The organism is Acinetobacter sp. MF4640 (genome assembly GCF_002018895.1).
Taxonomy (GTDB): Bacteria; Pseudomonadota; Gammaproteobacteria; order Pseudomonadales; family Moraxellaceae; genus Acinetobacter; species Acinetobacter johnsonii.
This window is the reverse complement of record NZ_MVOM01000035.1, coordinates 16,628-43,555: the sequence shown is the minus strand read 5'-3', so window position 1 is coordinate 43,555 and position 26,928 is coordinate 16,628. Positions and strand designations below refer to the sequence as shown.

Annotated in this window: 30 protein-coding genes and 1 pseudogene; 14 read left to right on the top strand and 17 right to left on the bottom strand. The window is 40.5% G+C overall.

Annotation, left to right across the window (positions count from 1 at the left end; genetic code table 11):
- Positions 1–168: 168 nt before the first annotated feature.
- Positions 169–1,005 carry an IclR family transcriptional regulator gene (locus tag MF4640_RS12455; RefSeq protein WP_078389770.1) on the top strand — a complete coding sequence of 279 codons (837 nt, stop codon included), beginning with the start codon at positions 169–171 and terminating at the stop codon, positions 1,003–1,005.
- A 74-nt stretch (positions 1,006–1,079) separates the two neighbouring features.
- Here MF4640_RS12455 and MF4640_RS12450 read toward each other — a convergent pair whose 3' ends face one another.
- The 5 genes from MF4640_RS12450 to MF4640_RS12430 all read right to left on the bottom strand — a co-directional run bounded on the left by MF4640_RS12450 (position 1,080) and on the right by MF4640_RS12430 (position 6,810).
- On the bottom strand, positions 1,080–1,931 hold the full coding sequence (locus MF4640_RS12450; RefSeq protein ID WP_078389771.1) for an IclR family transcriptional regulator: 852 nt from the start codon (positions 1,929–1,931) through the stop codon (positions 1,080–1,082).
- A 130-nt stretch (positions 1,932–2,061) separates the two neighbouring features.
- Positions 2,062–3,279 carry a CaiB/BaiF CoA transferase family protein gene (locus MF4640_RS12445; protein WP_078389769.1) on the bottom strand — a complete coding sequence of 406 codons (1,218 nt, stop codon included), beginning with the start codon at positions 3,277–3,279 and terminating at the stop codon, positions 2,062–2,064.
- A 15-nt stretch (positions 3,280–3,294) separates the two neighbouring features.
- Complete coding sequence (locus MF4640_RS12440; RefSeq protein WP_078389768.1) at positions 3,295–4,497, bottom strand: 3-oxoadipyl-CoA thiolase; 1,203 nt, start codon at positions 4,495–4,497, stop codon at positions 3,295–3,297.
- 12 nt (positions 4,498–4,509) lie between these two features.
- The gene (locus tag MF4640_RS12435) at positions 4,510–6,027 is read right to left on the bottom strand and encodes a 3-hydroxyacyl-CoA dehydrogenase (RefSeq protein WP_078389767.1); all 1,518 of its coding nucleotides are present in this window, start codon (positions 6,025–6,027) and stop codon (positions 4,510–4,512) included.
- 3 nt (positions 6,028–6,030) lie between these two features.
- Positions 6,031–6,810 (bottom strand): enoyl-CoA hydratase, encoded by a 780-nt coding sequence (locus tag MF4640_RS12430; protein ID WP_078389764.1) that lies wholly within the window; start codon positions 6,808–6,810, stop codon positions 6,031–6,033.
- A 308-nt stretch (positions 6,811–7,118) separates the two neighbouring features.
- On the opposite strand from MF4640_RS12430, the gene MF4640_RS12425 reads away from it, so the two are divergent.
- The 3 genes from MF4640_RS12425 to MF4640_RS12415 all read left to right on the top strand — a co-directional run bounded on the left by MF4640_RS12425 (position 7,119) and on the right by MF4640_RS12415 (position 11,409).
- Positions 7,119–8,273, top strand: a complete 1,155-nt coding sequence (locus MF4640_RS12425) for an acyl-CoA dehydrogenase family protein (RefSeq protein WP_078389763.1) — start codon at positions 7,119–7,121, stop codon at positions 8,271–8,273.
- 60 nt (positions 8,274–8,333) lie between these two features.
- Entirely contained in the window at positions 8,334–9,575 is a 1,242-nt protein-coding gene (locus tag MF4640_RS12420) for an MFS transporter (protein ID WP_078389762.1), read from the top strand.
- 121 nt (positions 9,576–9,696) lie between these two features.
- Complete coding sequence (locus MF4640_RS12415; protein ID WP_078389761.1) at positions 9,697–11,409, top strand: electron transfer flavoprotein-ubiquinone oxidoreductase; 1,713 nt, start codon at positions 9,697–9,699, stop codon at positions 11,407–11,409.
- 339 nt (positions 11,410–11,748) lie between these two features.
- Here MF4640_RS12415 and MF4640_RS12410 read toward each other — a convergent pair.
- Positions 11,749–12,342: pseudogene (locus MF4640_RS12410) on the bottom strand (acetyl-CoA carboxylase biotin carboxyl carrier protein subunit); the annotation flags it as partial.
- A gap of 55 nt (positions 12,343–12,397) precedes the next feature.
- On the opposite strand from MF4640_RS12410, the gene MF4640_RS12405 reads away from it, so the two are divergent.
- The gene (locus MF4640_RS12405) at positions 12,398–13,330 is read left to right on the top strand and encodes an IS5-like element ISAha3 family transposase (protein WP_004812228.1); all 933 of its coding nucleotides are present in this window, start codon (positions 12,398–12,400) and stop codon (positions 13,328–13,330) included.
- Here the strand turns inward: MF4640_RS12405 and MF4640_RS19455 are convergent.
- Positions 13,327–13,527: a hypothetical protein gene (locus tag MF4640_RS19455; RefSeq protein ID WP_078389760.1), complete on the bottom strand. Its 201-nt coding sequence runs from the start codon at positions 13,525–13,527 to the stop codon at positions 13,327–13,329. The two genes, MF4640_RS12405 and MF4640_RS19455, sit on opposite strands and share 4 nt — an antisense overlap.
- 256 nt (positions 13,528–13,783) lie before the next feature.
- Between MF4640_RS19455 and MF4640_RS12395 the strand changes: the two genes are divergently transcribed.
- Genes MF4640_RS12395 through MF4640_RS12385 form a run of 3 tightly spaced genes read left to right on the top strand, consistent with a single transcriptional unit; the run spans position 13,784 to position 15,455 of the window.
- On the top strand, positions 13,784–14,128 hold the full coding sequence (locus MF4640_RS12395) for a hypothetical protein (RefSeq protein WP_078389759.1): 345 nt from the start codon (positions 13,784–13,786) through the stop codon (positions 14,126–14,128).
- 12 nt (positions 14,129–14,140) lie between these two features.
- Positions 14,141–14,890, top strand: coding sequence for a hypothetical protein (locus MF4640_RS19720; RefSeq protein WP_227518658.1), 750 nt, complete (start codon positions 14,141–14,143; stop codon positions 14,888–14,890).
- Positions 14,891–14,924: 34 nt separating this feature from the next.
- Positions 14,925–15,455 carry a hypothetical protein gene (locus MF4640_RS12385; RefSeq protein ID WP_063454715.1) on the top strand — a complete coding sequence of 177 codons (531 nt, stop codon included), beginning with the start codon at positions 14,925–14,927 and terminating at the stop codon, positions 15,453–15,455.
- A gap of 101 nt (positions 15,456–15,556) precedes the next feature.
- Here MF4640_RS12385 and MF4640_RS12380 read toward each other — a convergent pair whose 3' ends face one another.
- Positions 15,557–15,919 carry a hypothetical protein gene (locus MF4640_RS12380; RefSeq protein WP_063454714.1) on the bottom strand — a complete coding sequence of 121 codons (363 nt, stop codon included), beginning with the start codon at positions 15,917–15,919 and terminating at the stop codon, positions 15,557–15,559.
- A 335-nt stretch (positions 15,920–16,254) separates the two neighbouring features.
- Between MF4640_RS12380 and MF4640_RS12375 the strand changes: the two genes are divergently transcribed.
- A protein-coding gene (locus MF4640_RS12375; protein WP_085944219.1) for an IS3 family transposase occupies positions 16,255–17,399 on the top strand; the annotation gives its coding sequence in 2 pieces (ribosomal slippage) (positions 16,255–16,519 and positions 16,519–17,399; 1,146 coding nt in all).
- A 60-nt stretch (positions 17,400–17,459) separates the two neighbouring features.
- Here MF4640_RS12375 and MF4640_RS12370 read toward each other — a convergent pair.
- Positions 17,460–18,137 (bottom strand): IS5 family transposase, encoded by a 678-nt coding sequence (locus MF4640_RS12370; protein WP_171263886.1) that lies wholly within the window; start codon positions 18,135–18,137, stop codon positions 17,460–17,462.
- A gap of 278 nt (positions 18,138–18,415) precedes the next feature.
- On the opposite strand from MF4640_RS12370, the gene MF4640_RS12365 reads away from it, so the two are divergent.
- The 5 genes from MF4640_RS12365 (at position 18,416) to MF4640_RS12345 (ending at position 21,559) form a co-directional block, all read left to right on the top strand.
- Positions 18,416–18,823, top strand: coding sequence for a hypothetical protein (locus tag MF4640_RS12365; RefSeq protein WP_005005986.1), 408 nt, complete (start codon positions 18,416–18,418; stop codon positions 18,821–18,823).
- 65 nt (positions 18,824–18,888) lie between these two features.
- Positions 18,889–19,359 (top strand): hypothetical protein, encoded by a 471-nt coding sequence (locus MF4640_RS12360; RefSeq protein ID WP_005005983.1) that lies wholly within the window; start codon positions 18,889–18,891, stop codon positions 19,357–19,359.
- A gap of 11 nt (positions 19,360–19,370) precedes the next feature.
- On the top strand, positions 19,371–20,321 hold the full coding sequence (locus MF4640_RS12355) for a hypothetical protein (protein ID WP_005005981.1): 951 nt from the start codon (positions 19,371–19,373) through the stop codon (positions 20,319–20,321).
- Positions 20,322–20,853: 532 nt separating this feature from the next.
- Positions 20,854–21,168: a hypothetical protein gene (locus MF4640_RS12350; protein ID WP_024160774.1), complete on the top strand. Its 315-nt coding sequence runs from the start codon at positions 20,854–20,856 to the stop codon at positions 21,166–21,168.
- A gap of 13 nt (positions 21,169–21,181) precedes the next feature.
- Positions 21,182–21,559 carry a hypothetical protein gene (locus tag MF4640_RS12345; protein ID WP_024160775.1) on the top strand — a complete coding sequence of 126 codons (378 nt, stop codon included), beginning with the start codon at positions 21,182–21,184 and terminating at the stop codon, positions 21,557–21,559.
- A 55-nt stretch (positions 21,560–21,614) separates the two neighbouring features.
- Here the strand turns inward: MF4640_RS12345 and MF4640_RS12340 are convergent, their stop codons facing one another.
- The 8 genes from MF4640_RS12340 to MF4640_RS12305 form a co-directional block, all read right to left on the bottom strand.
- Positions 21,615–22,601: a hypothetical protein gene (locus MF4640_RS12340; protein ID WP_033917400.1), complete on the bottom strand. Its 987-nt coding sequence runs from the start codon at positions 22,599–22,601 to the stop codon at positions 21,615–21,617.
- A 138-nt stretch (positions 22,602–22,739) separates the two neighbouring features.
- Positions 22,740–23,249: a hypothetical protein gene (locus MF4640_RS12335; RefSeq protein ID WP_005005975.1), complete on the bottom strand. Its 510-nt coding sequence runs from the start codon at positions 23,247–23,249 to the stop codon at positions 22,740–22,742.
- Between the two features lie 276 nt (positions 23,250–23,525).
- On the bottom strand, positions 23,526–23,978 hold the full coding sequence (locus MF4640_RS12330) for a hypothetical protein (protein ID WP_033917408.1): 453 nt from the start codon (positions 23,976–23,978) through the stop codon (positions 23,526–23,528).
- Positions 23,979–23,983: 5 nt separating this feature from the next.
- On the bottom strand, positions 23,984–24,403 hold the full coding sequence (locus MF4640_RS12325) for a hypothetical protein (protein WP_000145713.1): 420 nt from the start codon (positions 24,401–24,403) through the stop codon (positions 23,984–23,986).
- A gap of 9 nt (positions 24,404–24,412) precedes the next feature.
- Positions 24,413–24,784, bottom strand: a complete 372-nt coding sequence (locus tag MF4640_RS12320) for a hypothetical protein (RefSeq protein ID WP_005005929.1) — start codon at positions 24,782–24,784, stop codon at positions 24,413–24,415.
- Positions 24,781–25,323 (bottom strand): hypothetical protein, encoded by a 543-nt coding sequence (locus MF4640_RS12315; protein ID WP_005005928.1) that lies wholly within the window; start codon positions 25,321–25,323, stop codon positions 24,781–24,783. Before MF4640_RS12315 ends, MF4640_RS12320 begins: the two co-directional genes overlap by 4 nt.
- Entirely contained in the window at positions 25,316–25,822 is a 507-nt protein-coding gene (locus MF4640_RS12310) for a hypothetical protein (RefSeq protein ID WP_005005926.1), read from the bottom strand. The genes MF4640_RS12315 and MF4640_RS12310 overlap by 8 nt, the downstream gene beginning before the upstream one ends.
- Positions 25,823–25,834: 12 nt before the next feature.
- Positions 25,835–26,923 carry a DUF6685 family protein gene (locus MF4640_RS12305; RefSeq protein ID WP_078389758.1) on the bottom strand — a complete coding sequence of 363 codons (1,089 nt, stop codon included), beginning with the start codon at positions 26,921–26,923 and terminating at the stop codon, positions 25,835–25,837.
- Positions 26,924–26,928 lie beyond the last annotated feature (5 nt).

The following is a 26,928-nucleotide window of genomic DNA, read 5'->3' as shown; positions in this document are numbered from 1 at the left end:
CTATGATTAAATAGACAATGATGATAAATTCTTCAGTGGACATAACTGTAATTTTATTTTCATAGACGGATTTAAAATGAGGTTATGTCCTTTTTATTTCAATGACTTAAAAAGTTGAGATTGGCGTGTGCTATCATATTTATTAATTTACCTTTAATTACTCTGACCATGACAAAAAATAAAACTGGCGAAATTCCCAATTTTGATGAGATCCGTTTAGATCCGATTTCTCATATTCATAGAGAAAATAATCCTCAATTTATCGCATCTATTGCGCGTGGATTAGAAATTCTGAGATGTTTCTCAGCAACCAATCAATTACTGGGCAACCAGGAAATTGCACAGCTAACCAATTTACCAAAGCCAACCGTAGCGCGGATTACGAGCACATTGGTGTCTTTGGGTTATTTAAAACAGCTTCCGAATACCACGAAATATCTGTTAGATGTTGGTGTTTTAGCCTTGGGTTATGCTGCTTTAAGCAATATTTCTGCACGTACCCAAGCCTATCCATTCATGGAGGAAATGTCACGTTATGCGCAAGCGCCTGTTGCAATGGCAACACGTGACCGCTTAAGTATGATCTATCTAGAAGTAGTACATACAGAGTCAACACTCACTATGCGACGTCCTGTCGGTTCGACCTTGCCACTACATAGCAGTGCCATGGGACGTGCCTGTTTGGCTGCGATGGAAGTCAAAGAGCGTGAATATTTATTTGATGCCATCAAGAAAAGAAATGAAGATCAATGGCCGACGATAAAACGCAATCTGGAACGCGCGATCCGTGATTATCAGGATTATGGTTATTGTCTATCACTAGGTGATTGGGCGAAAGATGTCAATTCTGTGGCGGTCCCAATGATTCATCCAAAGCATGGTCTACTGGTCTTTAACTGTGGTGCACCGACTTACTTGTTAAATCAGGAAAAGTTGGAAAATGAAATTGGTCCCCGCCTGATTCATATGGTCAATAATATTTCTTTAAGCATGAATAATATGTAGCAATATTAGCAATGAAAAGGACGACCTCGGTCGTCCTTTTTTATTTTTCTATAATCAAATAATAATCTGGAATTTCACCCTAACTCATTTCTAATATTGTTCACCATATGCAATAAGCGTGGTGCAATATCATTTTTGATTTTTTCTTCATTCAACAGAAAACTTGGACCACCGCAGTTAAAGACCAGTAGACCATGCTGTTCATGGACAAAAGGAACTGCGACCGAATTCACATCCTTATGCCATTCACCGATTGAAAAGCAGAAACCATATTCCTGATAGTCTTTAAATGACTTCTCCAGATCTTTTTGGATCTGTGGCCATTCTTCAGCATGTTTACGGCGAATCGCATCCAATAAGAAATCACGCTCATCTTCTGGCATTGCAGCCAGACAGGCACGCCCCATTGAGCTTAAATGAATCGGTAAATGCGTCCCCACTTGACGACGCATGGTGACGTTCCCCTTGCCCTGTACCACATCCAGATAAATCATGTTTAGACGGTCGCGGGTTGCCATCGCCACAGCAGCTTCAGCATAGTCCGCCAGATTTTTCATTAATGGATGAGCAACCGATCGCAAGGATAAATTCGACAGCATCGAATAACCAAAAGACAGTACGCCGACTGAGAGCTGAAATTTGCTCGAATTCGGAACCTGCTTTAAATATCCTAAACGGGACAAAGTATGAGTTAAACGGGTAATCGTCGGTTTAGGTAAGCCTGTCATTTGCGACAGTTCCTGATTTCCCAGATGCTGATGTTTTGGACTAAAGCAGCGCAGTAATTCCAGACCACGTGCTAAAGCTGTAATAAATTGACGGTCATTTTCATCCTGCATGTCTTCGATCGGATGCAATAACTCATGACGCAAAGGCGCAATTAATTTTTCTTCCGACTGATCGGTTTCAGGTACATCATCAGACATGTCTTCACCGTCCTTCAATTTCATAATAAGTGTTTCGCATTGCGAAATTATAAATAATTATCTTGTATATAGCAAAGAAGCAACTTTGATTAAGTTGCTTCTTTATTGGACTTATGGGTTTTCTTGTTTATTAACCAACAATACCTTGGGCTTTTAGGGCCTCCAGTTTTTCCTCATCCACGACACGTGAAAGAATCTCATTCGTATGCTCACCCAGCATAGGTGGAGCTTTACGGTATTCAACCGGTGTACGCGATAATTTAATTGGTGAACCAATTACCGTTAATTTTTCTTTTAACGGATGTGGTATGTCAACCAGCATATTACGCGCTTGTACTTGCGGCTCCTGGAAAGCTTGCTCAAGGTTATTAATCAGGCCTACCGGAACTTTCACTGCGTGAATTGCTTGTACCCAATGCTTCGCAGTATTGGTCAAGAAATGTTTCGCTAGTAGCTCTGTGATTTCTGCACGATGCTGAATACGCAGTGCATTGGTCACAAAACGTGGATCTTGCGGTAAATCTGGCAAACCAATAGCAGCACTTAAGGCAACAAATTGTTTGTCATTACCACAGGCAATAATGAAGTCCTGATCGGCCGCACGGAATACCTGATAAGGCACAATATTGGCATGTGCATTACCATAGCGACCCGGAATTTTGCCCGAAGCCAGGTAGTTCATGCCCTGGTTTGCGAGTAATGCAACCTGTACATCCAACAGTGCCATATCAATATGCTGACCTAGGCCAGTCACATGACGATTCAGCAAGGCTGCCTGAATGGCAATGGTCGAGTACAAACCAGTGGTCAAATCAGCAAAAGCCACACCGACTTTTTGTGGTCCGCCGCCCGGCAGGTCATCTTTTTCACCAGTCACGGACATTAAACCGCCCATACCTTGGATGATGAAGTCATAACCTGGTTCAGGTGCACGAGGGCCAGTTTGACCAAAGCCAGTAATTGAGCAATAAACCAGTTTCGGATTAATCGCGCTCAGGCTTTCATAATCCAGACCATATTTTTTCAATGAACCCGCTTTGTAATTTTCGATGACCACATCTGAATCAGCAGCCAGTGCTTTGACCAGTTCCTGACCTTCAGGCGTTGAAATATCAATTGCGACCGACATTTTATTGCGGTTAGCTGACTGGTAATACGCCGCTTCACGCGTATTTTCACCCTGGTCATTCTTCATCCAAGGTGGTCCCCACATACGGGTATCATCACCCGTTTTAGGACGTTCAACTTTAATCACTTCAGCGCCTAAATCCGCGAGGATTTGACCACACCAAGGACCTGCAAGTACGCGACTTAAATCCAGTACGCGAATACCCTCTAATGCACCCATGTGTTTTTCCTTTGTTTATACGCGTTCAATGACCAGTGCCAGACCTTGGCCTACACCAATACACAGACTAATCACAGCATATTTTTTGCCGCTGCGCTGCAATTCACGTGCAGTGCTGAGCACTAAACGAGCACCTGAAGCACCAAGTGGATGACCCACTGCAATTGCACCACCATTTGGATTGACACGCGCATCATCAAATGCGACATCCAGACCTTTCAGGCAGGCCAGCACTTGAGAGGCAAATGCTTCATTGATTTCAATGATATCTATGTCATCTAAAGTCAGGTTGGCACGTTTAAGTGCCAGCTTGATCGCATCAACCGGACCAGCACCCATAATGCGTGGCTCAATCCCCGCAGCAGCAGAAGCAATAATTTTTGCCATTGGCTGGATACCCAGTTTTTCCTGAGCAGCTTCGGAACCAATAATTAAAGCAGCAGCACCGTCATTTACACCTGAAGCATTACCTGCAGTCACTACACCACCTTCAAACAGTGGACGTAATTTCTGTAGCGCTTCCAGGTTAGAAGATGGACGCGGATGTTCGTCTTGATCGACCAGTTTTGGTGGTAATTTACGACCTTGAGGCACTTCAACACCCACGATCTCGCCAGCGAAGAAACCTGCCTGTTTAGCTGCTTCATATTTGGCTTGTGATGCTGCAGCAAACTGGTCTGCATCTTCACGAGATACACCATATTCTACCGCTACATTATCGCCAGTTTGCGGCATGGTGTCATTGCCAAACTGTTTTTCAATGGCAGGGTTCGGAAAACGTGCACCAATAGTTGAATCGAATACTTTAAAATCACGGCTAAATGGAGTTTCTGATTTTGCGAATACGAATGGTGCACGAGACATCGACTCGACACCACCTGCAAGGAAGATATCCCCTTCGTTACAAGTAATCGCACGCGCTGCATCAATGACTGCTGCCAGACCAGAAGCACATAGACGGTTCACGGTTTGTGCTGGTGTTTTTACATCCAGACCTGCCAATAACGTAGCATGACGTGCGATGTTACGGCTGTCTTCACCGGCCTGGTTGGTATTTCCCAGAATCACATCATTAAAAATATCAGCAGGTAAATTATGTTTCTGTACTAGTGCCTTAATCACATGTGCAGCTAGATCATCTGGACGAATCTTTGCCAGGCTACCTGCATGACGGCCAAATGGAGTACGTAATCCATCATAAATATATGCATTTAACATGAGTTTGATTCCTTAAACTGCAGCAGTGTGAAGAAGAGAAAGTTTTAAGCGGGCGCGGCGTTGTAACCATGGGCTTGGACGATAACGCTGATCACCAGTATTCGCCAGAATACGTTCTAGGATTAACAGGATACGTTCTGCACCCAAAACATCACCCCATGAAATTGGACCATGTGGATAACCCAGACCGAGTTTCACTGCCTTATCGATATCGGCTGCGGTTGCGATTTGCTGTTGGGCAATATCGCAGGCCAAGTTTACGACCATTGCCAATACGCGCTGTGCTACAAAACCAATGCTCTCAGCAATCACCGATACGCCATGACCATTTTTAGCGAACAGCGCATGTGCTTGGTCGATATAGGCTTTTTGAGTTGCAATCGATGGCATGAGGGTACGGTGCTTGGCAAAATCAGTCAGCATATCGATGCTGATTGCACGAGTCGCATCAACATCAAAACGTAATGCAGCTGTTGTCGTGTCTTCACCATAAGTGGCCAATAGAATCAGACTGTCAGCTGCGGGAGTTTCAGCACTATCGATAACCAGGCCTTGCTCACGGATATAGTCACGCAAGATGCTGGCATCCTGTTCAAGATCTGCTTTGATCCAGACTGGACTAAATTCAGTCACTTCAGGTGCAATCTGAGCCGGAGCTTCATTGGTCTTTTGACCATCCTGATACTTATAGAAACCCTCACCGACTTTACGACCAACTTTTTTACCTGCCAACATTTGACGGGTTAAAGCACTTGGACGGTAACGATCTTCCTGATAATACTGATTAAAAATCGATTCCATCACCGGATGAGAAACATCCAGTGCAGTCAGGTCAAACAATTCCAGTGGCCCCATACGGAAGCCAGCGCCTTCACGCAGAATCCGGTCGATTTCTGAAACGGAAGTAACACCTTCACCCAGAATTTTCAGGGCTTCTGTACCATAAGCACGGCCGGCATGGTTAACAATAAACCCAGGCGTATCTTTGGTACGAACACCAAAGTGACCCATACGCTGTGCCAGTTCGAGCAGATCTGCAACCACCTGTTCATCTGTTGCCAAGCCTGCAATCACTTCGACAATTTTCATCAGTGGCACTGGATTAAAGAAATGGAATCCAGCCATGCGACCTTGATGCTCAAGATTGGATGCAATCGCAGTCACTGATAATGATGAGGTATTTGTTGCCAGAATGGTTTCTGGAGATACGATACCTTCCAGTTGTTTAAACAGGCTTTGCTTGATGTCCAGATTTTCAATAATGGCTTCAACCACCAGATCAACACCAGCCACTTCTTCAATACTATTCAGGATTTTGAAACGTACCAGAGTTGCATTCAGAACTTCTTCAGTAAATTTACCTTTGGCCTGCAGCTTTTCAAGCGTGCTTCTAAGTTTAGCCAAACCTGCTTCTGCTGCACCTGCTTTGGCATCGAATAAGCGCACTTCCAGACCCGCCTGGGCTGCGATTTGCGCAATGCCCATGCCCATTACACCAGTACCAATGAGCGCCATAGATTGAATGGTCATATCTTATTCTCCAGTGTACTGTGCAGGACGTTTTTCAAAGAACGCATTCACGCCTTCTTTCTGGTCTTTGGTATCAAATAGAATTTGAAAAGCTTTACGTTCCAGTGCCAAAGCACCTTGTAAAGATTGATCCTGTCCAAGATTAGTCACTTCTTTAATTTGCTGAACTGCAATTGGAGAGAAAGACGCAATCGTTTGGGCAATTTCAATGGCATGGGTAATGGTGTTTTCATCTTCCACCACTTCAGAAACCAAGCCCATACGCTCAGCCTCAGCAGCCTTCACCAGTTTACCGGTCAATACCCAGAGCATGGTTTGATATTTACCAATCGCACGCAATAAGCGTTGTGTCCCACCTGCACCTGGCATCAAGCCTAGCTTCACTTCAGGCTGACCAAATTTGGCATTTTCACCGGCAATGATGATGTCGGCATGCATGGCAAGTTCACAGCCACCCCCCAATGCATAGCCATTCACAGCTGCAATAATCGGTTTCGGACAATCGACTAAACTCTGCCAGTATTGTTCAGTATGACGTAAATACATTTGAGCGGTGGTTGCGGTGGTAAAATCTTTGATATCTGCACCAGCCGCAAAGACTTTTTCACCGCCCGTAATTACAATTGCACGAACCGCATCATTTCTTGTAAGTTGTTGAAAAGTCTCTGAAAGAACCTGACGTAATTCGAGATTTAATGCATTTCTCGCTTCAGGTCGATGCAGCTCAACAATTGCGACACCATCCTCTTGAAGGGATAGATTTAATATTTGAGGGCTTTCCATAATCTTCTCATTTCGCACAGCGGTATTCATGGTGTAATATACATAATTTACATCAATATTCAAGTCTACAATTCAGTATACAAAAAAATATAAACAACCAATAAAAATAAATAAACATAATTTTCAATAACTTAATTAATATTTAAAAATAAATCTTAAATACCGCTATGCGAAATAGACTTTCGTATATATTGTTTATCCATATTTGTTTGTTTAGTATCTGCTTAAATTTAAGTTAGGCGATTACTTATTTTGCGTATTTGTAAGTATACAAATGGCATTTTGTAAATCTGTAACGGAGTGAGAACATGATTAGAGATCAGGAAACCTTAGACCAACTCGTCGATATGATTCGTCAATTTGTTGAAGGTGTATTAATTCCCAACGAAGAACTCGTTGCTGAAACTGATGAGATTCCTGCTGAACTTGTTCAACAAATGAAAGAATTGGGATTATTTGGTTTAACTATTCCTGAAGAGTATGAGGGTTTAGGCCTGACCATGGAAGAGGAAGTCTATATTGCTTTTGAATTAGGACGTACCTCTCCTGCCTTTCGTTCTCTGATTGGCACCAATAATGGTATTGGTGCATCCGGTTTAATCATCGATGGTACAGAAGAACAAAAACAATATTTCCTGCCAAAACTTGCCAGTGGCGAAGTCATTGGGTCTTTTTGCTTAACAGAACCCGATTCAGGTTCTGATGCCGCATCGCTTAAAACCACCGCTGTGAAAGATGGCGATGAATATATTTTAAATGGTACTAAGCGCTTTATTACCAATGCCCCGCATGCAGGTGTATTTACCGTAATGGCGCGTACTAACCCTGAACTTAAAGGTTCAGCGGCTATTTCTGCATTTATTATAGATAGCAAAACGCCAGGAATTTCTTTAGGTAAACGTGACAAGAAAATGGGTCAAAAAGGCGCGCATACTTGTGACGTGATTTTTGAAAACTGCCGTATTCCTGCCTCCGCTTTAATTGGCGGTGTGGAAGGTGTCGGTTTTAAAACAGCAATGAAGGTCCTCGATAAAGGTCGTATTCATATCGCAGCACTCAGCGTAGGTGCAGCAACACGTATGCTCGATGATTCTTTAAATTATGCCATTGAACGTAAACAATTCGGTCAGGCAATTGCCAATTTCCAATTGATTCAAGGCATGCTGGCTGACTCAAAAGCTGAAATTTATGCTGCAAAATGTATGGTGCTTGATGCAGCGCGTCGTCGTGATGCCGGTCAGAATGTAAGCACCGAAGCATCGTGTGCAAAAATGTTTGCAACAGAAATGTGTGGCCGTGTCGCTGACCGTGGTGTGCAAATCCATGGTGGTGCGGGCTACATCAGTGAATACGCTATTGAACGCTTTTACCGCGATGTTCGTTTGTTCCGTTTATACGAAGGTACTACTCAAATTCAACAAGTGATTATTGCACGTAACATGATTCGTGAAGTAACTCAGTAACCGTTTGGACTTGGTCGCTGTCTTTTCTGGCCAAGTCCTTTTTTTTATAGGTAAAGGATGATGTCTGTAAATAACACAATGTCCAAAATCGGACCCAATACCTGGAAGGTAGCATTCGCTTTTGCATTTTTAGCCCTCTTGGTTGATGGTGCAGATTTAATGCTGCTGTCATATAGTTTGACCAGTATTCGAACCGAATTTGGCTTAACTTCAGTCGAAGCAGGGATGCTAGGAAGTTTTACCTTAGCAGGTATGGCGATTGGCGGTATTTTTGGTGGGTGGGCATGCGATAAATTCGGTCGTGTCCGAATTGTCGTGGTTTCAATCTTACTGTTTTCGGTATTAACCTGTGGTCTAGGGTTCACTAATTCATTTTGGGAATTCGGTATTTTACGCTTCCTAGCCTCTTTAGGTTTAGGTTCCCTGTATATTGCCTCAAATACCTTGATGGCTGAATACGTACCGACTAAACACCGTACTACTGTTTTGGGTACCCTCCAAGCAGGCTGGACTGTTGGTTATATCGTTGCAACCCTACTTGCGGGTTGGCTCATTCCAGACCACGGCTGGCGTGCGCTGTTCTATGTGGCTGCCATTCCTATACTGTTAGCGATTGGTATGCACTTCTTAGTACCAGAACCAGCAGCATGGCAACAAAACCGCTTTAAAAAAGTTGAAATCACAGACAAACCTGCTGAATCAACTTGGAAAATGGTCTTCCAAGACAAACGTAATCGTAACATGTTTATTCTTTGGGCATTGACGGCTGGATTCCTGCAGTTTGGTTACTATGGTGTAAACAACTGGATGCCAACATACCTCGAAAGCGAATTAGGTATGAAGTTTAAAGAAATGACTGCATATATGGTTGGTACATATACAGCAATGATTTTAGGTAAAATTCTGGCTGGCTTTATGGCGGACAAACTTGGTCGTCGTTTTACCTATGCATTCGGTGCCATTGGTACAGCCATTTTCCTACCGCTGATTGTGTTCTATAACTCACCAGAAAACATTCTTTACCTGTTGGTGATCTTTGGTTTCTTATATGGTATTCCTTACGGTGTAAATGCGACCTATATGGCGGAAAGTTTCCCGACCAATGTTCGTGGTACCGCGATGGGTGGTGCATATAACGTAGGACGTTTAGGAGCTGCAGTTGCACCAGCAATTATTGGTTACCTTGCAAGTGGTGGTTCAATTGGACTCGGCTTCTTGGTGATGGGTGCTGCTTACTTTATCTGTGGTGTGATTCCATCACTCTTTATTAAAGAAAAACAGTTTGACCCACAAAAATCTTAATTAATTCAATAGTTAAAGAAGCCCCTAAATGGGGCTTTTTTTGATTTCTTTCTTGAAAAAAACTTCAAAAATATAAATAATAATGATAAAATACCGCCAAGCGAAATAGAGTTTTACAAAAATGCAAGATTTAACTAGAGAGTCAATGGAATTTGACGTCGTGATTGTAGGTGCAGGCCCTGCAGGTTTATCTGCTGCAATTAAAATCCGTCAACTTGCAATAGAAAATAACTTAAACGATTTGTCCGTTTGTGTCGTCGAAAAAGGCTCTGAAGTCGGTGCGCATATCCTGTCGGGTGCTGTGCTTGAACCGCGTGCAATCAATGAACTCTTCCCAGATTGGAAAGAACAAGGTGCTCCACTTAATGTGCCTGTCACTGAAGATAAAACCTTCTTCTTACTCTCTGATACCAAATCTCAAGAAGCACCGCATTGGATGGTGCCTAAAACCATGCACAATGACGGTAACTATGTCATCTCTTTAGGTAACGTGGTTCGTTGGTTAGGCACCAAAGCTGAAGAATTAGAAGTGTCAATCTTCCCAGGTTTTGCTGCCTCTGAAATCCTTTACCATGAAGATGGTTCCGTAAAAGGTATCCAGACCGGTGACATGGGCATTGGTAAAGATGATGAACCGACACATAACTTCACTCCGGGTTATGAACTTCACGCGAAATACACGATTTTTGCTGAAGGCTGCCGTGGTCACTTAGGTAAACGCCTGATCCAGAAATTCAACCTGGATAAAGATGCTGATCCACAGCACTACGGGATCGGCATTAAAGAACTGTGGGAAATCGATCCTGCGAAACACAAACCAGGTCTGGTAATGCACGGTGCAGGCTGGCCTTTATCTGAAACCGGTTCTTCAGGTGGCTGGTGGTTATACCACGCTGAAAACAACCAGGTGACGTTAGGCATGATCGTGGATCTATCTTATGAAAACCCGCACATGTATCCATTTATGGAAATGCAGCGCTGGAAAACGCATCCACTGATCAAACAATATCTGGAAGGCGGTAAACGTATTTCTTATGGTGCGCGTGCCGTAACCAAAGGTGGTTTTAACTCCCTGCCGAAATTCACCTTCCCGGGTGGATCTTTAATTGGTGATGATGCCGGCTTCCTGAACTTTGCCAAGATCAAAGGCTCACACACTGCCATGAAATCCGGCATGCTCTGCGGTGAAGCGGTATTTGAAGCAATTGCTGCCGGTGTAGAAAAAGGCGGTGATCTGGCGATTGCCCGTGTGACCGAAGGCGAAGATTTCTTCGTGAAAGAACTCACATCTTATACAGACAAGTTCAACAACAGCTGGCTGAAAGAAGAGCTATATAGCGCACGTAACTTTGGCCCGGCAATGCATAAATTTGGTCAATGGATGGGCGGTGCATTCAACTTCATCGACCAGAACGTGTTTAAAGTCCCGTTCACCCTACATGACCTGGTGCCAGACTTTAAAACACTGAAGACTGTAGATGCAGTGAACTTTAAGCCAAACTATCCAAAACCGGATGGCAAGCTGACTTTTGACCGTTTATCTTCAGTGTTTGTATCAAATACCGTACATGAAGAAAACCAGCCTGCGCACTTGAAACTGACTGATGCTTCAATTCCAGTGAACGTAAACCTGCCGAAATGGGATGAGCCTGCACAGCGCTACTGCCCTGCAGGCGTGTATGAAGTCATGGAAAATGATGACGGTTCGAAACGCTTCCAGATCAATGCAGCGAACTGTGTGCACTGCAAGACCTGTGATATCAAGGATCCTTCTCAGAATATCACCTGGGTGGTACCGGAAGGTGCTGGTGGTCCGAATTATCCTAACATGTAATGTTAGGATAATTCTTGCGAAGCAGTGCCTCTCATATCCAAATAAGTAATCTGGATAGTTCTTACGAGGCATTGCCTCTCATACCCAAACATGTAGACGTTAGTAATAACTCTTCATTTATTTTTTTAGGTAATCCCAGCTCCCAAGGGAGCTGGGATTAAAAATGCATATTTATGAAAAACTATTATTTTTTAATTAATCATAAGATTTTAAATAAAAAACCGCCCTTATGGACGGTCTTAATCCCCCCTAACCTTGAGCTATATAGCGCAAGAATAAAGAAAGGAAATTCCCCCTTTTTAAAGGTGAGTAGCGTAGCTACGCAAGAGGGAGGATTCTTTAAGCCACCGGCGCCAAAGTAAACAACACCTGTCCTGTTTTCACCGTTTGCCCTTTCTCAATCGTAATCGCATCTACACGCATACGCTCAGGCGCAATAATTGGAATTTCAATCTTCATCGCTTCAATCACGGCAAGCGTTGCACCTTCTTCCACAATGTCACCTGATTGACATTCAATTTTCCAAATTGAACCCGGCATATGCGATTCCACCGCACAGCCACCATCTGGAATTTCAACACCTTCACCATCATCAACAGCATTCAAGCTTTCAGAAACATACTCTGCAAGACCTGCTTCATGCCAACGACGACGTTCTGCATCAAAGTTAGCTTGTTGCACCGACTTAAATGCTGAAATGGATGCTTCGTTTTCAGTTAAGAAGTCGTTGTATTCTTTTAAGTTCAAGACACCTTCTTCGATACGTAGTTTTAAGCGACCGGCTTTAAAGTCTTCACGCATGTGCATGAGTTCAGTTTCAGATACTTCATAGAATTTAATTTGGTCAAAAAAGCGCAGTAACCACGGTTTGCCTTGTTCAAAGTCGGCATTCTTACGGTAGCGTGACCACATTTGCGTAGTACGGCCGACAAATGGCTTTGTTGCACAAAGCTATTCTTGAAGGCTTCTTCAGTAATATAATTTCCAGATGAAGAAGCCTACACCTAAAATCTATCGTACAACCAATTGGTCCTCGTATAACCAAGCTTTAATCAAGCGAGGAAATATTTCAATCTGGTTTGATCCTAAGACGCAATGGTATGCACAACCACAAGGCAAGCAAGGACGAAATCAAACTTATTCCGATACAGCGATTCAATGCTGTTTAATGATCAAATCTCTATTCCGTCTTTCTTTACGTATGGTTACTGGCTTTGTTCAAAGCCTGATTAAACTCTGTGGCTTGAATTGGACAGCACCAGATTACTCCACCCTTTGTAGACGACAAAAGCATATTGATATTGCGATAAGCTATCAGAAAAGTCATGATGGGTTACACCTACTTGTCGACTCTACGGGTTTAAAGTTTTTAGGTGAAGGCGAATGGAAGCGTAAAAAACATCAGCCTGAATACCGTCGGCAATGGCGTAAACTGCATATTGGTATAGATGCTGAAACACTGCAAATACGTGCCGTTCAGCTTACTACAAATAATGTCAGTGATTCACAAGTACTAGGTGATTTACTGGATCAAATTCCACTAGATGAGCGAATAGATTCTGTCTATACCGATGGCGCGTACGACACGAAGTGCTGCAGAAAAGTGATTTCAGATCGTCAAGCACATGCAGTAATTCCACCCAGAAAGAATGCCAAGCCCTGGAAAGATTCTAAAATAAGTTCAATAGAACGAAATGAGTTACTTCAAACGGTTAAACATTTAGGCAGAACCCTATGGAAAAAATGGTCGGGTTATCACCGTCGTAGTTTGGTGGAAACCAAGATGCATTGCATCAAATTATTAGGTGATAGGCTGACGGCAAGACATTTTCAAAGTCAGGTCAATGAAATTCATGCGCGTGTGGCAGTTCTGAATAGATTTACGGAATTAGGTAGACCTCGCACCCAAGTTGTGTCTTAAATTTGAATGGATTGGGGAGAACTCAGCTTTTGAATGTTTATGCAACAAAGCCAAGAAATAATGATGGTTGCAACACCAGTAATCGCTAACAACGTAAATGTCGTGCGACCCCATGCAAGAAGCTTTGCTTTGTATTCATCAAGAGCAAGCAACCAAGTACCAACCATCGCAAGAGCTAAAATATCACCTAAAATCATTTTGGTTTTCCTTAAATAAATTCACATTTCGCTTTTAATTATAGAAAATAAAACCCTTAAAACTTTTTTTCTAAAAACAATTATTCTTTTCTTAAAATATTTAAAAAGACTTATAAAACCACTTTAAGTTTGCTTAAAAACGCATACGCTGATTTTAATTGATTAAAATAAAACTCACGTTTTAATTTTTAGAGAAAAGTTAAAACCTTTTAAGGATTGATACTATGTATCTATTCCAACAGATAGGCGATCCCCTATGCACTCATTACCAGTTGACGCTAAATCAGCAAAACATTTTGCATCGAATCCTTTAAGTGATTGGGCAATAGGACTTGTCAAAGCTGATGCGGTGAATAACCACCTTAGTTTTGATGCTAACTGCAACCTTCAGTTAAGCACCGTTTTTGATTTTATTGCGATTGCGGATACCGAAGCAGAAGACTTTGAATCGCTGTTTTTAAAAGAGTTTGGTGAGGATTTCACACCATTAAGTCACCTTGAATATGAATCAGTGAATAGCTTGGCTGAAATGATTACATCGCAATATGACACGGCGATCGAAACCGTTATACACATCATTATTGAACGTGAATTGAACTAAGGATCTGGACGCATGAATAAGCTTGTACTTGCCATTGAGTCAGGGCGTATTACTGACGGAGAAGTTTTATTTTTACAGTTGAATCAGCTTAAATCTAGTCAAATACCCGATATGGTAAGTAGACAGCAATTTGCTGAATTATCTGAAATGGTCAATGCCTTTCAGGATGTATGGATGGATGAACCAGTATCTTTTTTTCAGCCTATCCAAGACTTTTTAAAAGCGATTGATTTAGAAGTCTACAATGATTTCAGCACTGATTTTGACTTGTGGTACTACTACGAAGCACCAGAGCAAAAATACGAAGCAACAGTAGCAACTAAACCATTATTTTCGGCACCAAAACTCACCGCTACTGGTGAAGTCTACAACTGTCTATTGACCGTTGAACAAGCTCAAAACTATCTAAATAAGGCAATTCAATTTGCTCGTGACCATAACATGCCAGTGCCAAAGTCATGTAATGAACCGTTTATCGTCACAGATGGTTTAGAGGTTGGATCTGAGTTGATCTACTCAGGCGTAGGCACAGATAAAGCCGTATATACGGCAATACAGCTCATACAAGAGGCAATACTCAATAATGCTGGTAAAGAGCATGTGTTATGCCTAAGACGTTTTTCAAACAGCTTAAAACCATTGTTAAAGTCTGCATTAGGTAAGGAAGTTTACTTAACCAATTGCACACTAGGGAAGCTGGCAGATCTTCTTGATCGCCCTGAAACATGGTCAGAGTTCACAGAACACTTTAAACAAAACTAATCAAGCTCATGGCTTAAAACTTGGAGATACGACAATGCAACTACACAATTTGAATCCTGGTACCGATACAGTTCGCCACCTTTTGAAAACCGAGAGTGCTACATATAGTGGCGTTCCATCATGTGTGATCAATATCATTGGGCAAGCAAAAAAGACTGTTCCCAACTTTATTGAAGTGATTTTTGTTGAGGTTGTATTGTTTCATCCCAAAGATGGCGAAGTATACGAAATTGAAGTGAGTGCACCGTTACAGGTTGAGCCTGTTGCCGAAGCTCACCGTATTGGAATGTTCAATCCAAGTGAAGCTAGAGCACTTATTGAGGGTGAAGTGCTGGATGTAGCAATCAATCTACAACGCAAGGCAATTGAGGAAATGATTGAATATGATTTGCTCTCAGAAGACGGTCTGGAGAAGTTCAACGCATGGAATGGGATCTCACCTGAAAGCCTATTGCTTGAAAGCTTTGAATGCGTGACCGAATACAACGGACTTCACAGCACACACTTTATGGCCAGCAAGGTGAAGCAAAAAGTAACCAATTACCTTAAAAGAGATTTGTTCTAATCAGATCCATAAAAAAGAGAGGTTTGCCCTCTCTTTTTTATGGCCATAGATTTATGGCCGTAAACGGTGTTTTTTAATTGATTAAAAAGGTTTTGGATTATTCAACCCATGAGATTAAATGAGGTGAGAAAGCCAAGTACTCCAGCTATACACATCACGAAAACAGCCCACAAAGATTGAGCGCCGTTAAACTGTAATGGCTTGGAATCATCAATCAACTTGAACACCCTTAAGATCCGCTGCATCACATTGTTTACACCAATCACAAAAAAGCCATAAATCACAGTAATGATTAGAAAATCATGTTGCTGGGGATGGTTACTTGCAAGCTTCAACATATATAAGTAGGCAAATATTGCTATTGAAGAAAGCGCATAAAAATATGCAAATACACAAGGCAGATAAATAAGCAGATCTTTAGTTGTCGCACGTATATGTTCTGAACGCTCATTTGATTTTTTCATTTAACAATATCCTCATTACAGATTTTTATAGCATTGGTATTTGTTCGATCAGTTGAGAACATAACTGAATGTTGTTTTTTCATAAGCATATCGACATCATCATTTATGAGTAGAGGTAATAAGGAATTTTAAAGGTTGAGCCATATTCCACTACACCAAGTTTTAAGCGTTGTGCTTATTTAATTTAATTATAGTGAAAAAGTTAGCTTATAAATTTTAAAAAAAAATTAATGACCATGGTTTTTATTAAAATATCTATAGAGGTGGATCAGGAAATTTGAACAACACTTATAAGTGATATTTTGCTCCCCAAATGATGTTATAAACATCAATATATGGAGTATTTTATGGCACGTAGACCAAGAAGAAATCATTCAAATGATTTTAAAGCTAAGGTAGCACTTGCTGCGATTAAAGCAGAAAAAACACTTGCTGAATTGAGTGCTGAATTTGATGTTCATCAAAACCAAATTATCGACTGGAAAAATCAACTGATTTCAGCTTCCTCGCAAGCTTTCGATCAATCAAAAGCTCCAACAGAACCACCCATCGATCTAAAAAAACTACATGCAAAAATCGGTGAGCAGGCATTAGAAATTGATTTTTTAGAAGGTGTGTTGAAGAAACTGGGCCGCTTCAACCACAAAAGTTAATCGATGACTCACTTCAGATTTCAGTATCTAAGCAAGCTCAGCTGCTGAAAGTCTCCCGTGGTTGTTATTACTATCGCCCAAAACCTGTGAGTGCATCAGATCTGAAGCTGATGCGGTGTATGGATGAGTTACATATGCAATACCCTTTTGCAGGTAGCCGTATGATGCGTGATTTGTTGAATCGTCAAGGACATCATATAGGACGACGTCATACACGTACTTTAATGAAGAAAATGGGCATTAATGCGTTATATTGCAAACCAAATTTAAGCCAGGCTAATCAAGCTCACCGCAAATATCCATATCTGCTCAAAGGATTGGCTATTCAGCGCAGTAATCAAGTGTGGTCTACGGATATAACGTATATCCCTATGGCAAAAGGCTTTGTTTATTTATGTGCTGTGATTGATTGGCATAGCCGCAAGGTACTTGCGCATAGAGTATCGATTAGTATGGAGGTTACATTTTGCATAGAAACATTAAATGAAGCTATTGAAAAATATGGTCGACCTGAAATATTTAATACAGACCAAGGCAGTCAGTTTACCAGTGATGCATTTATTGATGTATTGAAATCAAATGACATCCAAATCAGCATGGATGGTAAAGGTCGATGGGTTGATAATGTGATGGTTGAACGATTATGGCGGAGCGTTAAATATGAAGAGGTGTATCTCAAAGCCTACAGCAATGTTTTGGATGCGAAGAAGCAATTAAACGCATATTTTGAATTTTATAATTTGAAACGACCTCATTCGAGTCTGGACAAAATGACTCCAGATGAGTTTTACTATGACCAGCTACCACAACAAAATAAGGTAGCTTAACTAGAGCAGAGTATCACTTATAAATAAGCTTTTAGTTGTTCAAACATGTGGGACCACCTCTTATCGTGTTGCTATTCCTCTGAACTGCTTTAACCTACAAAATGCATTCTCCACTAAGTGTCTGATTTTATATAAATACCAATCCATATGGTCATTATTTGACTGGGTATTTGATTTTCTTGGAATATTCGCTTTAGTTTTTTTCGCAGATATTTGTTCTCTTAATGATTCAGAGTCATATCCTTTGTCTGCACAACACACTTCCGTTTCACTCAAATCTAGTTTTTCAATCATTTTGGGAGCAATCTTGACATCATGTGTCGTTCCATCGGAGATAATAATTTCGATTGGATTGCCATCCGCATCAACAGCTAAGTGTATTTTAGAACTATTGCCACCAATGCTTTTAGAAATATCCTGATCTTTTATTCCAGCAGAATGTTGATGTGCCCGAACATGACTACCATCAATAAAAACCCATTCCACATCAGCATTTGAAGAAATTAATTTAAATACTTTCATTAACTTATCATTTTTACACCAACGATTATATTTTTTAAAGATTGAGTTATACGAACCAAATTCCTTAGGCAAATCACGCCACGGACAGCCTGTTCTTATTCTATAAAGTATTGCTTCGACAAAATTTCTCAAATTAGATTTGAAATAGATATTAAAATTTCGGAAAATAGAAAGTAACTTAGACCAGTGTTGATCATTCAGCATTGTACGAGGCATAGCGAGAAGTAAATTTGGTTTGGCGATTAAATTTTACTTTCTCGCTATTTTTTTGAACAGAAAATGTCAACAGACCCTAACTAATTGCTCGTTAAATTATTCTTAATGCATTACGGCGATACGGCTAATAGAAAAATCATATTAGTACGCAAGCGATGTTTTTTAATTGATTAAAAAAAGATTGAAAATCTTATTTTTCGAGAAAAGTTTGCCAGGTTGTGTTTTCCAATAAAATGAAACTATCAAAAGCAGAAAGCTTAAAACTTGGAGTGAACAGCATGTCAAATTTAAACGCTCAATCAGTACAGTTACAAGGCACTTTATACATCGGTTTCCCTAAAACTTTTAGCGGTGCTCACATGGAAACATTGTTTGATGAAATCTCAGATTACATCGACAACAACTGTGATTTAACCCTTGCGGATCTTCAAGCGGATAGTGACTATGCTCAACTTCAATTTCAACAGCACATGCCGACATTGGCTGATAAAACAAATTTCTTCTTCATGGATGTTGAAATCTACGTTGCAACATTAAAAGAAAACTTTGGTCATACATCAGTACTCGACCAAGTTACCTCAGTAAATATCTTTGGCAAAAACCTTGAAGACATTTGCACGTTAATGGCTCAAAACGGCTACGCATACGACCGTATAGAAGATTGTTGGTCACGCGAACTTTCTTAATTCAATTCACCCATACGCACGGATAACGTGCGTATGCCACTGAATCACATTTGAGGATATAAACCATGCAAAACCTAATTACAGCGCATTGCGAGCTAACCATCAAACATGATGAAAAACAGCAAAAAAATGTCGGGCCTGTTGTTGTGACGTTTGGGGCGATCTTTACTGCTGAGTCGGTGAATGAATTGTTTTGCGCTATATGCCAAGACGGAATCAGATTTAAAGCAATCTATAACCCCGACAATATGTATTTTTTACGCCATGAGCTAAGCCCAATTGCTGATTTGTCAGTTAAGACAGACCAAGACGGCAACATTATTGTCAGTGTGATTGCATCCACTAGCCCATATTTTGAGATCAAAGTACTAAAAAATGGTTTTACCAACTCAGACACCTTAAATAGTTCTGCGATTCGCACGTTGGTTCGCAACCATCAAAGCCCATTCCAAGAGCAAATTTCTGACTACTTTGAAACAGACCAAATTTTTAAAACCATGCAAGCAATTTTTGCACACACGTATTTAAGCCGATAAGGAACTTCACCATGACGACCGCTACTGCTACCGCTGAAAAGACCGTGTTCAAACGTGAAACGTTGGAGCTGAAGAACATCCATGTTTACACCCAAAACGACCGCATTAACCAAAAGAGTCGCGTTGGCGACCGTGCATACGACAATGGATTAGTGAAAGACATCCTGTTCAGCCCTATGCTTTGGGCTACCCCTGAATTTTCATCTAGCTATGTTACTCAGATTCAAATTAAAGGCACACGCATTTATGATTCACTTTGCAGTTATACTGGCGTTCGCACCTATTTTTATAAGTTGTCAGACAGTGAGTTTGGGTGCATGTATCAAAAACGTCCGTACCCACAAAACGACTTTCTCTTAATTTTTGCAAACTTAACGCAAATGTTTAACGATGCAGTTTGTTACTTTGGAAACAACAGTAATAAAAACGCTTTTAAAAGTCTAGATTTTGACATCGAATGCGGTGTTTCACGGTTCAATTTACAGCAACGCTTATTAGAGTTTTATAAGAAGTCTAAACGCCAATTGACCATCAGTGAAACAACAAGCGGGATGCTTGGTGACTCGAATCTTCGCTATAACATCTTTGTTCGCAACCAACCAAAATTGGACAAACACGGCAAGCCGTTAAAATGCACCAAAAAACTCATTAAGCTGTACAAAGAGCGTGGCACAGTTGCGATCTATGGCGGTGACTGCATTTCACCACTCAAGCTCGTTAAACACCAACAAATCAAGCTAGAGAGCGAAAATGGCAAGTTTTCATATACGACTGACTTCATCACGTTGTACTCAGTAGAACAAGACATGTACACCTTATATATTCCCTATTCAGTACTTAATGAAAGCTACGGAACAACTAATAAATTTTATGGTTTGCATCTCACCCAAGAAGAAGCAGAAAAAACCATCCCGAAATTATTAGAACGTACTCAAAAGTATTTAAACCATAAAAAAGGTTAATACCCTTGCGTTGATCAGCTAATTGATCAACTGCTGGCTTTATAAACGCAAACGATGTTTTTTTAATTGATTAAAATAATCCAAAACTTAATTTTGATAATTCAGCACCCATAATTCTACTAATGCATTTCCATCAAGCCTTAATTCAAACCATATTCAATTAACAATGAATTAACACCACTACGGCGTTATTTCTTAAATGTGGTATATGGCTTTACCCACCCCCTACTCGTCTATGGCTAATTGTTCCAGTGTCAGTCAAAAAATGAAATATAATTCATTCTCAAAAATGAGAATCTGTTCACAAATGGGAACGCGAAGCAGCCTTAATTTTAAAAATACCAGTTCATCTAGACTAAATTTGAGTAAGTCTGATTAATATTGAATAAAAAACCTAAGTTTTTCGCCGTATGTTTTAATCTTCAAGGGTTTAACTTTAATGAAATTTTTTTTAAATAAACTAATTTAGTGGATTTTGACCGTTATAATGGTTTTATCTCGAGGCATATTGCCTTAAACTTGGAGCCGTGTGATGTTAAAACTATCTAGTATCTTTTCTCATGAAGCTAGGATTGAATCCCTTGTTATTCAATTTGAAGCCGATTATCAAACTGCACTAAAGCAAGGTTTAGATATTTACTTTGGCGTTGGCTATGCAACTAATGAGGATAGTCAATCTATACAGGCGTATCTTGTGAAAGATAAGGAGATTTATAAAAAGCATTACTGGAGTTGGGAATACCCAAGAACACCACACAAAATTGAAAAAACTAAAGCTGAGCACCGCCATTGGTTAAACCTAGCTGATGTACGAAACGCTGCGCTCGAGGCGAATATTACAAAATAAAAAGGTAATCTAAATGATAAAAAAAAGTGTGGGTTTTGAACGTGCTTCTGATGTTCAAGCCATCGTTTACTCAGTAAAAGATGGATCTGCAGTTTTTGTCGTACCAAATGGCTTTGTGGTGCTGGAGGTTCCATTGTCACAAACTCAAGCCGAGTACTTCAAGATGTATGAGAAGTCACCTAATGTATTTGTGTTGTACGGTAAGGCAAAATTCCATTACGTGTGTGATTGTGAAGTTGAACTGGTTGGCTTTAGTATAGAAAAATCTAAGCTAACAAATCAATTGGTCAATCCAAGCTTATTTAGCCACATTGATAAACCTGCAGTCAGTATAGATTGCATCTATGATGATATGTCTGCACCAACTATAAGCCCTGGCTTTTATTGTTAATTAGCTGGTATAAAAGATGCCCGAAATTCGGGCTTTTAATTTGTCTGAAGACAAGTTATTTCAACTCGCACGGCGCTTTAATTCTGATGTTATTTGCCCAAGAATAAACATCCGAACCTTTTTGTGGGAAAGGCTGACTCTTAGAATACTGCAACCAACACACCGAATTATGGGTTGGATCTTGTGCCTTACGTTTTTCACGTAATTTAATCAGGCTTTCTCTTAACGCTGCAGTATCGTATTTTGGATCAAGTGACATAAAACCTACCGCAAACAGATCCGCATAAGATTCTCGCCATAGTTGCGTTTTACCGCTACTTTCAGCCGTTACAAAGGTAGATACATCATCCATCTTTACTTTGGACCGATCAGACGGCGCAATTGAATTTAATGCTTTAAGTGGCTGGCCAAGTTCACCAGGCACATCGGTCGCACGATCTAAACAGTGAGATAACTCGTGCGCTAATATCAGCATTTCCCAATCGTTGTAGCTTACATCGGTTTTTGCTTCTTTATACATGGTGTTCATGCTGGTTTTAGACATATTCACCAGGCAATATCCTGTACTAGATCTTAATGAAGCTGGAGAAGCTTGCGGTATATCTAAGGAAGTTAAAGCCCAACTTTCGTTAAAGTCACCTAACACAAGTGGCGCGTTGTAGTTTTCCTTGGCAAACTTTTGTAGTTGATTGAAGTTACTACCCGGTACCATCGCAGCAATATGGTCATGGTTGAACTGTTTCTTTTCTAGCGTCTTGAAACACCATATAAAACCATATGACAGTAGAAACATTAGGAGTGGAACAACAGCAACAGAGAGCATAAGTAGCTTAAAGTTTTCGTCTAGTCGCTTGGTTCGGTCTTTGGTCTTAATATAAGGTGTTGCCAAGCACCAGCTGAGCACTACTGTCATCAATATTAAAATAACAAGAAAAGTCATGGTGTAGCCAACTGGTTCAATAAACGTAAAGGCAATCCACGCATAACAAGTTAGGACGGTTAAGGTCCACGAAATGATGTTTAAAATGATTTTTGTTTTCACGCAGTTAGCATCCCTAATCTATAAAAATAAATGTGGCCCATTAAACGGGCCATATTGAGTCTGTTCTCTTCATCATCGCCAATCTGGTCGATATAAATAATTAACAAATCATCAAAGCTAAAAACTTTTCTTAAAAATTTAAGTTGGCTGCACACCAGGATAATCGTTGTAGTTGCCATCAATAAATTGATTGGTCGATTTACTGACATCATACCAAATCGGCATGCATTTCGACTTGTCACTTTGATCGATGGCCATGTATGGAAGTCCTAATTCGTTTTGAATCAATTCAGCACCCATAAATGGCTCAAGAACCTTCATAGGAATGGAAAACAAACACTCAACATACCCATTATCATGAATGACCTTCCGACTGGCTTTAGAAGCACTGTCAAAGCGCAATGCATTCCACAAGTGAGAAGCTTCATTGATGGTATGTGGTTGTTTTAGGTAATTAGGATTTTCAGACGCATAGATCGACAGTGTATTCACATCAATCATCAGCTTAAGTACACCTGAACCGACCATATGTTCAATCGGTATATACAGCATGATAGCGCCGTATCCTAAGCTTCGTTTTTTAGCATCTGGATGTTCACCAATACCACCAATAACGCTATGAATAAGAATAGGTAGAGTTGTGTTCATTTTATAAACCTTTCAATAGTTTTGTAGCTCTTTATACATTTGATACCGCGTATAGCAGATATATAACACGGCGATGTTAATAGAGATTGCATGAAGAATGATGATCAGGTTGGCACCCGATAATTCATCATATAAGGGCGAATAAAACGCATAAACGACTGAGAGTTCAGACATTAAAATCCAAAAAAAGCGGATAGAGGGGATATATTTAAAAGCTTCACTTTTTGCTTAATTTGTTTTTGCTGACTCATATTTCTCACCATTAGATTACAGCCATTAATATTGATTAATGACTTCATCCATCACATAAATTGAGTAGTTGTACTGGTCTAAGCGATATTTGCTTTCTTCAGTATGTTCACTGGCCAATGCTTGTAGTTGAGTTTCGTTCATGGAAGAAGCATAGCGGTTACGGATTGATTTAAGCTGGCTCAATTCTAAACGTCCAGTACTCTTGGTCAGATTGCTGACAGTTGTGAATAGATCCTGGTCATATTCTTGCAATTCACCATACAGCCAAGCAAGGTGTTCTGCATTGATGTATGGGTTATTTTTTTCATAGTAGTTTTTCAGTTTGAATAAACTCAAACCACATATGAACACAGCAACTATAAGGCTAATGACAAGCCCCTCACCGAGTTTAAGTAGGTATAGGAATATAAAGATACTAATCACGCCAATGGCAATAGAGATATATCGCATGGTTTGATTTTGGAACATTTCTAACATGGGCATTACTCACTTTTTGTAATGTTGTTTTGATAAAGATGGTCTATTTGAGCGATGGCAAGTTTCATGCGTTCCGTGGTGCAAGTCAGGTCGTCATCAAAACGATGGTTGAATTCAACAATCCCCTGTTCTTCCATGTCTTGCATTTCACGCTTAGCATTACTTAAGCCTTTTTCTATACCAACCAGATTCAAGTTAAAGAAGTCTTCTAGTAGCTTTTCACTCTCAATGATTTGTTTGAGCTCAGTAACATAGACTTCAGTTTTCTTTTTGCTGATTTCCGCAGCCATCGCATAACGAAAGTTGCCGTTTACAACAACAGTTTTGAGATCTGGTGAATATTCGTTGTATTCACTTGGAATTCGACTAACGGACTGGACGGCGTGACTCCAGCCATACTTCTGAAAATATTCAATTCCCGTCATGGTATATACCTACGATTGTTCTTTTTTAAGTTCAATAACAGCCAATAACGCTTTGTTTTGGCGTTCCAATTCATATTGTTTTTGGCGGTCTACATTTTGGCGATCGAAAAGTTCTCTAATCTGCTGTTTGTAGTGGTTGTCATAGTACGAATAGGCTTTACGTTCTGCTTTTCTACGTGCAATGCGAACTTTGGGATGCCAGTTGAATTCTTTGTCGTCTGCATAACCCCTCATGAACTCAACCAGTTTGCTATCACCACGCATTTTACAAACCTTAATGAAGCCCATTTCTAAAACTGTAATTGGCGCACGGCGCGGATCTCCAAACTCCCAACGCCGTTTAATCCCAAAGCCACACATCTCTATTTGAACCGTAATCATGGTTTAACCTTTATCAAATGTTTGAGCTTCTGGATCTTCGACATTAAATCTGGACCATCACTTTCATGGTAAACAAGGTGTTCATTAACGAATGTGATAAAAGCATCCAATTCAGTTTGAATCGTTGCCAATTGATTGCGTAACCACTGGCATGTGGCTTCATCTTGTTTTATCGCCGTTTCAAGCAATCCTCTCGCATGTTCATAGGCATTTGCCTCACCTTGCGCCACCATATCTGCAGATGATTTCCAATCGCCCCATTTCTTATTCCAAAAGTCATCGAGCAACTGCAGTAATTTTTCCACTTCCAATTGGTCATCGCTGATGGCTGGTGTTTGCATTTGATAGATAGATTTTTTAGTTTCTACTTCACTTTGCATCCAACCATCACGAAAAGCTTCCCATTTCGCCTGATGCACCCAAGAAGAATAATTGCCACTGGCCAACAGACTACCGACCACGCCGTATCTATTTTCAAAAGCGCTACGAGCTTCAATTTCTGAAGCAATGTTTTCATTAGTATTTTGCGTATCAATCATGCTGACTATCCCCATGAAGCAAAGGCACTTGTAATGAGATTTTTGTTTCCTTCATCTCATGAAGTTTTTGAATCGCACGTTCTGGATCTATCACCCATGCATCAAAGAGAAGTTGAGTGACAAAAGAAAACTTCTCACCAACTTTGCGGAACGGTGCGCCGTGGCTATTCAGGAATTGTTCAAACACAAGATATTGCTGTTCGATGGCCTGGTTAAGTTCAAACAGGTCAATACAGCCCTCTAGCAAGTTGTACTCACCTGAAGCATTCGGCATAAACATCCATTTACGCTCATGGGTTAAGCCATCTACATGTAGGTAGGCATGTTTGTTGAGACTAGTCCACTCAGGTTTCATCATGACGTAGGTGTTGTACTCGTCATCTTCAAGATAGTTGTAGTGGGTAGCATCAACGGGTTTCTTTGCTAAAACAGAAATGGCCTGTTCAAGTGTCAGACCGAGAATGAGTGCATGTGGTGTAGTTGATGATTGGTGATCCATATTCCCTACCCCTTAGATTGTCGGGCTAGTCGGTTTAGGACCACTCAAACAAACTTCGTTTTGAACGTGATTGTAGATCTCAGCCAAGTGAGGGCGTGTGCTAAAAAATTGATCTTTTGATGTATCAGAGAGGTTAGCACTCATGATGGTGAGTAGTGCTTCATTTTTGAATTGCGCTTGAACCGCCGTCTTTAATGCACCATTCAATGAAGCATGCAGATTGTTGAATAGCGAAATAACACGGGCATTCTGATCATTCTTTTTGAAGAAGATAAAATTAACTTCACGTTCACGGAAAAACACCAGCTGATATTCAAGCCCTGATTCTGATAAATCATTCCCCATATCAATCAATGCATCATCTGGCACGGCGAACGCAGCGTATTTTGAATCAAAGTTTTGAAGTGCTTTATTTGAGATTAGATTCAAACTTACTTTGCCTTGAATCGGCACACATTGGCTCAGTTTCTTAGCCAAGTAATGTGCAGCAGCCATGTGATGTGATCCACCAGAATTTTGAACAAAAATCTTAGGACTCCAGCCATAGATAAAAAATTGATCAGTGGTTGTATCTGGAGAGTTCAATAAACGGATTTCTGGCCATAACAACATTCGATCTAAATTTTCCATACTCACATCACTAATGTAATCAGGGCATGCGTTTTTTACAAAATCATCAATGCTACGGTACTGGCTTAAATCCGACTTGGAATTTGAGAAGCCCCCAATTTCAGATAGGTCAAGTAAGCATGGTGTTTCAAGATGAATGATTTCTGCAAAAATCGGGTTAAATACTTCAGCCAATTCTTCAGCAAAGGTAGAGATGTAGAACGGCTTATGATTATGCGTATCTTGACCAAGGTAGCTGATGGAATCGTTATCTTTGGCATGTGGATTCAAAACAATGTTTTTGCCTGGTACAAAATTAGTAGGAGATATACCAGTCATACAAAGAGAATCTTTGATTTGATGAAAAGGGAAAACATCGGTCATGGCGATGCTGTCAGAATTGACTAAACGGGTATCAATAAAGGGTTTTAACTTGAGATTCTTATAAAGCTTATGTTTTGCTGAAAATACCGAAAGTAAAGTGTCTAACATTTTAA